The organism is Achromobacter sp. 2789STDY5608615, from assembly GCF_001298995.1.
GTDB classification, from domain to species: domain Bacteria; phylum Pseudomonadota; class Gammaproteobacteria; order Burkholderiales; family Burkholderiaceae_B; genus Achromobacter; species Achromobacter insuavis.
Genome location: NZ_CYTY01000019.1, coordinates 54,007 through 61,672 on the forward strand (window position 1 = coordinate 54,007; position 7,666 = coordinate 61,672).

The 7,666-nt window shown below is 68.9% G+C and carries 10 protein-coding genes and 1 pseudogene; 6 read left to right on the plus strand and 5 right to left on the minus strand.

What is annotated here, in order from left to right; all coding sequences use genetic code 11:
* Nucleotides 1-26: 26 nt before the first annotated feature.
* Together AOZ49_RS17735 and AOZ49_RS17740 are read right to left on the minus strand one after the other, a co-directional pair.
* The gene (locus AOZ49_RS17735) at nt 27-374 is read right to left on the minus strand and encodes an RnfH family protein (protein ID WP_054476880.1); all 348 of its coding nucleotides are present in this window, start codon (nt 372-374) and stop codon (nt 27-29) included.
* Nucleotides 364-798: a type II toxin-antitoxin system RatA family toxin gene (locus tag AOZ49_RS17740; protein WP_006385176.1), complete on the minus strand. Its 435-nt coding sequence runs from the start codon at nt 796-798 to the stop codon at nt 364-366. Before AOZ49_RS17740 ends, AOZ49_RS17735 begins: the two co-directional genes overlap by 11 nt.
* Before the next feature lie 104 nt (nt 799-902).
* On the opposite strand from AOZ49_RS17740, the gene smpB reads away from it, so the two are divergent.
* Nucleotides 903-1,370, plus strand: a complete 468-nt coding sequence (gene smpB / locus AOZ49_RS17745) for an SsrA-binding protein SmpB (protein ID WP_006394520.1) — start codon at nt 903-905, stop codon at nt 1,368-1,370.
* Between the two features lie 16 nt (nt 1,371-1,386).
* Here the strand turns inward: smpB and AOZ49_RS17750 are convergent, their stop codons facing one another.
* The 3 genes from AOZ49_RS17750 to AOZ49_RS17760 all read right to left on the minus strand — a co-directional run bounded on the left by AOZ49_RS17750 (nt 1,387) and on the right by AOZ49_RS17760 (nt 4,121).
* Complete coding sequence (locus AOZ49_RS17750; RefSeq protein WP_054476882.1) at nt 1,387-2,577, minus strand: GGDEF domain-containing protein; 1,191 nt, start codon at nt 2,575-2,577, stop codon at nt 1,387-1,389.
* A 26-nt stretch (nt 2,578-2,603) separates the two neighbouring features.
* The gene (locus AOZ49_RS17755; protein WP_006394518.1) at nt 2,604-3,530 is read right to left on the minus strand and encodes an SPFH domain-containing protein; all 927 of its coding nucleotides are present in this window, start codon (nt 3,528-3,530) and stop codon (nt 2,604-2,606) included.
* A 150-nt stretch (nt 3,531-3,680) separates the two neighbouring features.
* Nucleotides 3,681-4,121: an NfeD family protein gene (locus AOZ49_RS17760; protein WP_054431154.1), complete on the minus strand. Its 441-nt coding sequence runs from the start codon at nt 4,119-4,121 to the stop codon at nt 3,681-3,683.
* 155 nt (nt 4,122-4,276) lie between these two features.
* Here AOZ49_RS17760 and AOZ49_RS17765 point away from each other — a divergent pair, with 155 nt between their 5' ends.
* The 5 genes and pseudogenes from AOZ49_RS17765 (at nt 4,277) to AOZ49_RS33615 (ending at nt 7,516) form a co-directional block, all read left to right on the plus strand.
* Nucleotides 4,277-5,014 (plus strand): glutamine amidotransferase, encoded by a 738-nt coding sequence (locus tag AOZ49_RS17765; protein ID WP_054431152.1) that lies wholly within the window; start codon nt 4,277-4,279, stop codon nt 5,012-5,014.
* Between the two features lie 111 nt (nt 5,015-5,125).
* Nucleotides 5,126-5,968 (plus strand): bifunctional transcriptional activator/DNA repair enzyme AdaA, encoded by an 843-nt coding sequence (locus AOZ49_RS17770; RefSeq protein ID WP_082380491.1) that lies wholly within the window; start codon nt 5,126-5,128, stop codon nt 5,966-5,968.
* Between the two features lie 125 nt (nt 5,969-6,093).
* On the plus strand, nt 6,094-6,597 hold the full coding sequence (locus tag AOZ49_RS17775; protein ID WP_054476884.1) for an RNA polymerase sigma factor: 504 nt from the start codon (nt 6,094-6,096) through the stop codon (nt 6,595-6,597).
* Between the two features lie 3 nt (nt 6,598-6,600).
* A pseudogene (locus AOZ49_RS34010) lies at nt 6,601-7,104 on the plus strand (FecR domain-containing protein); the annotation flags it as partial.
* A 91-nt stretch (nt 7,105-7,195) separates the two neighbouring features.
* On the plus strand, nt 7,196-7,516 hold the full coding sequence (locus tag AOZ49_RS33615) for a FecR family protein (protein ID WP_231690381.1): 321 nt from the start codon (nt 7,196-7,198) through the stop codon (nt 7,514-7,516).
* Nucleotides 7,517-7,666 lie beyond the last annotated feature (150 nt).

Below are 7,666 nucleotides of genomic sequence, written 5' to 3' on the forward strand. Positions count from 1 at the left end.
GGGCGGCGCGCGCCCGGGGCCAGCCGCTAGAGCAGCCCGGCCGGACGCACCCGGCCGTTGCGGGCGGTCTTGGCGCGCCGGTGCTCGGCGCGGCGGCGGCGCGATTCCTTGGGATCGAAGCTCAGTCCGCGATAGATCTCGACGCGGTCGCCGTCGGCCAGCGGCGTGCCGGCCTCGACCACGCGGCCGAACACGCCCACGCCCCGCTCCCAGGGCTGGACCACCGGAAAGGCCTGGGCGAAACCGCTGGCGCGCAGGGCGTCGGCCACCGTCGCGCCGGCCGGCAGGCGCAGTTCGCGCAGCCAGACCTGGGCCGACAAGGCATAACAGACCGAGACCTCGATCTGGCCGGCGGCGGACGGCTCATTCGCCATACTTGGCCTGCGCGCGCTTGGTGAAGGAATCGATGAAGCTGGTGGCGATGCGGTTGAACACCGGCCCCACCACCATCTCCAGCGCCCGGTTGGAAAAGGCGTATTCCATGGTGAACAGCACCTTGCAGGCATCCTCGGCCAGCGGCTGGAACTCCCAGTGCCCCACCAGGCTGGAAAAGGGGCCGTCGACCAGTTCGAGGTCGATGCGGTCGGGGTAGACGTGCCGGTTGCGCGTGGTGAAGCGCTGCTTCATGCCCGCGAAACTGATCAGGATGGACGCCTGCATGCCGTGCTCGTCGCGGGTCTGCACCTCGGCGCCGCCACACCACGGCATGAACTCGGGGTACTTTTCCACGTCGGCGACCAGGTCGAACATCTGGGCGGCGCTGTAGGGCACCAGGACGGATCGCTGTACTTTGTGCATCGACTATCGCAAATGGCTAGAATGATAGGATTTTACCGGCACTGCGCCGCCGGGGCGCAAACGAGCACAAACGAAGAACAAACGGGCATATTGGGCCCCACAAGATGAGCATTATCGATAACCGCAAGGCCACGCACGACTATTTCATCGAAGACCGCTACGAAGCCGGCCTGGTGCTCCAGGGCTGGGAAGTCAAGGCGATCCGCGATGGCCGCGTGCAGCTCAAGGAAAGCTACGTCATCGTGCGCGATGGCGAACTCTACCTGCTGGGCATGCACGTCAGCCCCCTGCCCACCGCGTCCACCCACATCCATCCGGACGCCATGCGCACCCGCAAGCTGCTGCTCAAGGCCGAGGAAATCAGCAAGCTGATCGGCAAGGTCGAACAGCGCGGCTACACCCTGGTGCCGCTCAACCTGCACTACAAGAACGGCCGCATCAAGCTCGATTTCGCCCTGGGCCGCGGCAAGAAGCTGTTCGACAAGCGCGACACGGCCCGCGAAAAGGACTGGCAGCGCGAAAAAGAACGCATCATGAAGCACGACACCCGCGCCTCGCGCAAGGACAGCTGACCCCCGCCTCGCGGCATCAGGCCGCCACCGGCAGCGGCGGCGGCTCGACCAGGCTCACGCCCGGTCCCGTCACCCGGTTGCGGCCGCCCTGCTTGGCCGCGTACAGCATGCGGTCGGCGCGCTCGAAAAAGGCCTGCAGGTTCTCGCCCGGCAGCCAGTCCGCCACCCCGGCGCTGAAGGTATAGGCGATGGTGCTGCCGCCATGCGCGCACGGCGTGCGCCGCACCGAATCGAGCAGCCGGTCCGCCACCTCCATCACCGCATCGCTGCGCATGTCGGCGAACAGCACGCTGAATTCCTCGCCCCCCACCCGGCCCACGTGGTCGCCGGTACGCAGCGTGGCCGTGGCCAGCAGGCCGAAATGGCGCAGCACCGCGTCGCCGGCGGCATGGCCGTGGGTGTCGTTGATGCGCTTGAAATGGTCGATGTCCAGCACCATCAGCGTCAGCGGCCGGCGCGTGCGCAGGGCGTGGGCGCAGTAGCGCTCGCCCTGCAGCCACCAGGCCTTGCGCGACATCAGCCCGGTCAGGAAATCGGTGCTGGCCTCCTGCTCGCGGTCGGCCAGCATGCGGTCATGGATGATCATGATGGTGCCCAGCGACAGGCACGGCATCGCCAGCACGCCCAGCGTCATGAACAGGATGTTCCAGGCGGTCGGCTGCAGCAGGAAATCGGCGTGGGCCACGCCGGAGGCGAACAGCGCCACGCGCAGCGCGCAGGTCACGCCCAAGATCATCGCCACCGACCAGACGAAGTAGTAGCTGTAGCGCGAGCGGTTGGCCGGCCGGCCCTGCCACACCGCCGCGGCCACCGCGAACATGAAGCCCATCTGCAGCGCCGACATGGCCACGATGCGCGGCGCGACCTGGCTGTCCAGGTAGGTGTAGCCCACCAGCACCAGCCAGGCGGTGGCGCAGGCCAGGCCCATCAGGTGGCGCGGCAGGCGCTGCCCCAGGAGGCGCCGCAGGCCGGTGTAATAGGCGCACAGCGCCAGGCTGACCAGCATGTTGGGCAGCAGGATCGACAGCCAGCGCGGCGCCTCGGTGGCCTGCAGCCCGAATAAAAAAAACGCCAACAGCGTGAGCAGGTTGGCGCGTATGGTTTCGCGGATCCCCGCCATGCCGCTGCGCGCCAGGGATCCCAGCACGCAGAGCGACAGCACTCCCGTCAGTACTGCGATCAACAGCAAATGCACGGGAGCAATCATGGGCGGGGCGCCTCACGGCGCGCGGTTCAGCTGTTGCGGGTGGATTTGACGATGGTCATGGCCGAGGCGATCATGCCGCCCACGTCCGCCAGATTGGCCGGCAGGATCAGGGTGTTGCCTTCCTTGGCCACGTTGCCGAAGGCCTCGACGTAGCGCTCGGCCACCTTCAGGTTGACCGCTTCCATGCCGCCGGGCTGGCGCACCGCGTCGGCCACCTGCGTAATGGCCTTGGCGGTGGCTTCCGCGATGGCCAGCACGGCAGCGGCTTCACCCTGCGCCTGGTTGATCTGGGCCTGCTTCTCGCCTTCCGAGCGGGCGATGGCGGCTTCGCGTTCGCCGGTGGCGATGTTGATCTGTTCCTGGCGGCGGCCTTCCGAGGCCGCGATCAGCGCGCGCTTTTCACGCTCGGCGGTGATCTGCGCCTGCATCGAGCGCAGGATCTCGTTGGGCGGCGTCAAATCCTTGATTTCATAGCGCAGCACCTTCACGCCCCAGTTCAGCGCGGCCTCGTCGAGCGAGGACACGATGGTGCTGTTGATGGCGTCGCGTTCCTCGAAGGTGCGGTCCAGTTCCATCTTGCCGATCACCGAGCGCAGCGTGGTCTGCGCCAGCTGCGTGATGGCCGAGATGTAGTTGGACGAGCCGTACGAGGCGCGCATCGGGTCGGTCACCTGGAAGTACAGCACGCCGTCCACCTGCAATTGGGTGTTGTCGCGCGTGATGCAGACCTGGCTCGGCACGTCCAGCGGGATTTCCTTGAGCGAGTGCTTGTAGGAAACGCGCTCGATGAACGGGATCACGAAGCCGGCGCCCGGCGACAGTACGCGGTCGAACTTGCCCAGCCGCTCGACCACCCAGGCGTGCTGCTGGGGGACGATGGCGATCGCCCTGATGACGATCAGGATCGCCAGCGCGACGATGACGAGCAGGACGATGGTGGAGTTATCGATCATGGTGTGGTGCCTCTTCTGGGGTGAATGCGGTGACGCGCCTGCCCGCGAAAGTCAGGGCGCCTGCTGCGGCCGGCCCGTCTGCGCGGGTCCGGGTCCTGCCTCGGGACGGGCCGGCGCGGCCAGGCTCCAAGCCCGCCACGCCGCCACGCCCTAGCGCGTGGCGCCGGTCGCGTCCCCCTTCGGAGTCAGGACCAGGCGCGTGCCGCGCATTTCGGTGATGATGTGTTCGCCGCCGTGGGCCGGCTGCCCCTCGGCCAGTTCCGCCTGCCAGTGCGCGCCGCGGTACCAGACGCGCGCGTTGCCGTCCTGGCTCCAGGCTTCCACCTTGACGGTCTGGCCGATGTCCAGGTTGACGTCGGCGTTGCGGGACGCGTCGACCTCGCGCTTTTTCAGGACGCGCGTCTTGCGCAGGACCAGCAGGCCCAGCAGCAGCACGACGCCGCACGCCACCAGCTGCCATTCCAGGCCCGCCAGCAGCCAGGCGGCGACACCGCCCGCGGCCAATCCCAGCGCCACCAGCAGCAAGTAGAAGGTTCCCGTCGCCAGTTCGCCTATGAGCGCCAGCGCGGCCAGCCCTAACCAAATCCACATAGTTACGTTCGCCTGAAAGGATGAGTCGGTCAGCGGATTGTACGTATTTCCATGACGCCGCGGTGACACCCCCGCCGCCCCTGGACAATCGCCTGGATTATGATGTGCGCTGGCTGCCGTCCCCGGCCGCTGGCATTTTCCACGCACACACCCCAATGACCGCTGCAATCTCCTCCGCCCGCCCCGTCCTCATCCTGCACACGGGCGACCCGGACGATACGCTCAAAAGCCAGTTCGGCGGCTATGCCGAGCAGCTGGCGCGGGCCTCCGGCCTGACGCCCGACGCCCTTGAAGTGGTCGCCGTCCACGCCGGCGAACGCCCGCGCGCGCCGGACCAGTACCGCGCCGCCCTGATCACCGGCTCGCCCGCCATGGTCACCGACCTGGAACCCTGGAGCGAAGACACCGCCGCCTGGCTGCGCGAGGCCGCCGCGGCCGGCCTGCCCATGTTCGGCATCTGCTACGGCCACCAGTTGCTGGCGCACGCCCTGGGCGGCAAGGTGGGCTACAACCCCGCCGGCCGCGAAGTCGGCACCCAGACGGTCGAACTGCTGCCCGCTGCCGCCGGCGACAAGCTGCTGGCCGGCCTGCCGCCCACCTTCCCGGCGCAGATGCTGCATGCGCAGACCGTGCTGCAATTGCCGCCCGGCGCGGCCGTGCTGGCGCGTTCCGACCTGGACCCGCACCAGATGATCCGCATCGGCCGCAACATCTTCTCGACCCAGTTCCACCCCGAATTCGGCCCCGATTTCGTGCGCGCCCACCTCGAACGCTTCGGCCGCCGCTACGCCGCCGAGAACCTCGACGTGCCCGGCCTGTCCGCCAACGTGCGCGCCACCCCGGTGTCGGGCGAACTGGTGCGCCGCTTCCTGGACGCCTACGCGCTGGCCTGAGGCCCGGGCCTGGGGCGCGAGCCGCCCCCGGCAACAACCGGAGTGCGGCGCGGGCCGGCCTTTGAGAACATTGTCGAAAGCGCGCAAACCGGCGCGCCCCTGGAGCCCGACATGACCCACGCCGCCCCCTTGAGCAAACAGCACGCCGCCGCCGTCGAACGCGCCTGCCGGGCGCTGGAGGCCGAGCAGCCGCCCGACCTGAACACGCTGGCCGAACAGGCCGGCATGAGCCGCTTCCACTTCCACCGCATCTTCAAGGCGGCCACCGGCATCACGCCCAAGGCCTACGCCAACGCGCTGCGCGCCGACCGCGCCCGCCAGCAGTTGCGCCAGAGCGCCAGCGTCACCGACGCCATGTACGGCGCCGGCTTCAACTCCAGCGGCCGCTTCTACGAGGCCGCGCCGGCCATCCTCGGCATGACGCCCACCGCCTTCCGCAAGGACGGCGAAGGCGTCGAGATCCGCTTCGCCGTGGGCCAGTGCGCGCTCGGCGCGCTGCTGGTGGCGGCCAGCGACACCGGCATCTGCGAAATCGCGCTGCACGAGGATCCCGAACAGCTGGTGCGCAACCTGCAGGACCGCTTCAAGGCGGCCCGGCTGATCGGCGCCGACCAGGAATTCGAGCAATGGATGGCGGCGGTGGTCGGTTTCGTCGAGAACCCCTCGGTGGGCCTGCACCTGCCGCTGGACGTGCGCGGCACCGCCTTCCAGCGCCGCGTCTGGGAGGCGCTGCGCGAGATCCCGGTGGGCACCACCGTCACCTACACCGACGTCGCCGAACGCATCGGCTCGCCGCGTTCGGTGCGCGCGGTGGCGCGGGCCTGCGCCACTAACAACATCGCGCTGGCCATCCCCTGCCATCGCGTGGTGCGCACCGACGGCTCGCTGGCCGGCTACCGCTGGGGCATCGAGCGCAAGCGCGAACTGATCGAGCGCGAGGCCAAGGCGGCCTGAAGGACATGGCCCGCGTCCTTGCCAGGGGCGCTGCGCGGCACGGATGGCAAGCCCGCTATAATTGAGAACAGTTGTCAATCGTATTTGACTGTTCTCACGCGGGCTTTCTCGCCCGCCGGCCTGCCATGAACGTGCCTGTTGGCGACATCTCCGCCCTCTACCAAGCCGAAGTGCGGCGCCTGCGCGCCATCGTGCGCCGTATCGTCGGCAGCCAGGGCGCGGCCGAGGACGTCGTGCAGCAGGCCTTCACCAATTTGCTGCGCATGGGCGCCCAGCGCGCCCAGGTCAATGCCGGCTACATCACCCGGGCGGCCCACAACCTGGCCCTCAACCACCTGCGCGATGCGCGCCGCCGCGCCGAGGTGGAGTTGACCGGCCTGGAACTGGACCACCTCCCCGACTCCCGCCCCACGCCGGAAATGATCGTGATGTACCGGCGCGAGCTGCAACGCCTGCTGGAGGCCATCGCGGCGCTGCCTGAACGCCGCCGCCAGGCCTTCGTGCTCAAGCGCATCGAAGGCCTGTCCTATGACGAGATCGCCGAACGCATGGGCACCAGCCGCAATACCGTGATCTCGCAGGTCGTGGCCGCCATGGCGCAGCTGGACGCCGCGCTGGAACCCGCCTGAGCCATGGCCGCCCCCGCCCAGGACCCGATCTACCTGGCCGCGCTGGAATGGCTCGCGCGGCTGCACGACGAGGACGCCACCGAACAGGATCGCCGCGCCTTCGCCGGCTGGCTGGAGGCCGACCCGGCCCACCCCGCCGCCTATGCGCGGGCGCAGGCGCTGTGGAACCGCTTCGACGCGGTTCGCCCCGTCGCTGACCGCATGCATCGTCGCCGCGCCATGCTGGGCGTGCTCGCGGCGGCCGTGACGGTTCCCGCGCTATATGCATTGTCGCGCCTGCACCTGCTGGCCGACTATCGCACCGGCATCGGCGAACGGCGCCGCATCGTCCTGGCCGACGGCAGCGCGCTCGAACTGGGCAGCGACACCGCGTTGTCGGTCCGCTTCGACAGCCGCCAACGCCAATTGACCCTGCATCGCGGCCAGGCTTACTTCCAGGTCGCCGCCGACGCCGCACGGCGCTTTTCCGTGCGGGCCGGCCAGGGGATCAGCACTGCGCTCGGCACGCAATTCGACGTCAAGCTGCTGGACGACATCGTCACCGTATCGGTCACCGAGCATGCGGTCGCGGTGCGGCCGCGTCCCGACGCGCCCCCCCGTGACGCTCGAAGCCGGCTGGCAGATGCGGTACGGCGTCTCGGGCGGCGCCGCGCCCGCGCGCTTCGATCAGGCGGCCGCGCTGGCCTGGCGCCAGGACCGCCTGGTGTTCAACGACGTGCCGCTGGCCACCGTGCTGGCCGAGCTGCAACGCTACCAGCGCGGCCCCATCTTCCTGATGGATGCCGGCGTGGGCGCGCTGCCGGTCACGGCCGCCTTCCACACGGCGGATCCGCAGGAGGCCCTGCGTGGCCTGGCGGAAACCTTCCCGATCCGGCTGCGTGTCGTGGCGGGCTACGCCACCCTGGTCTACGCGCGCTGACCACCAGACAACATTCAGTTACCAACTTCCCGCCCGCTTCGATCATCAGTTCCCGCCCGTCCGGTGTTTGACAGGGAGAGGACGCGCAATTCGCCGTCGCGATATCGAAACACGAACAAGGGCAAACCGCACATGTCGGCCGCACAACAC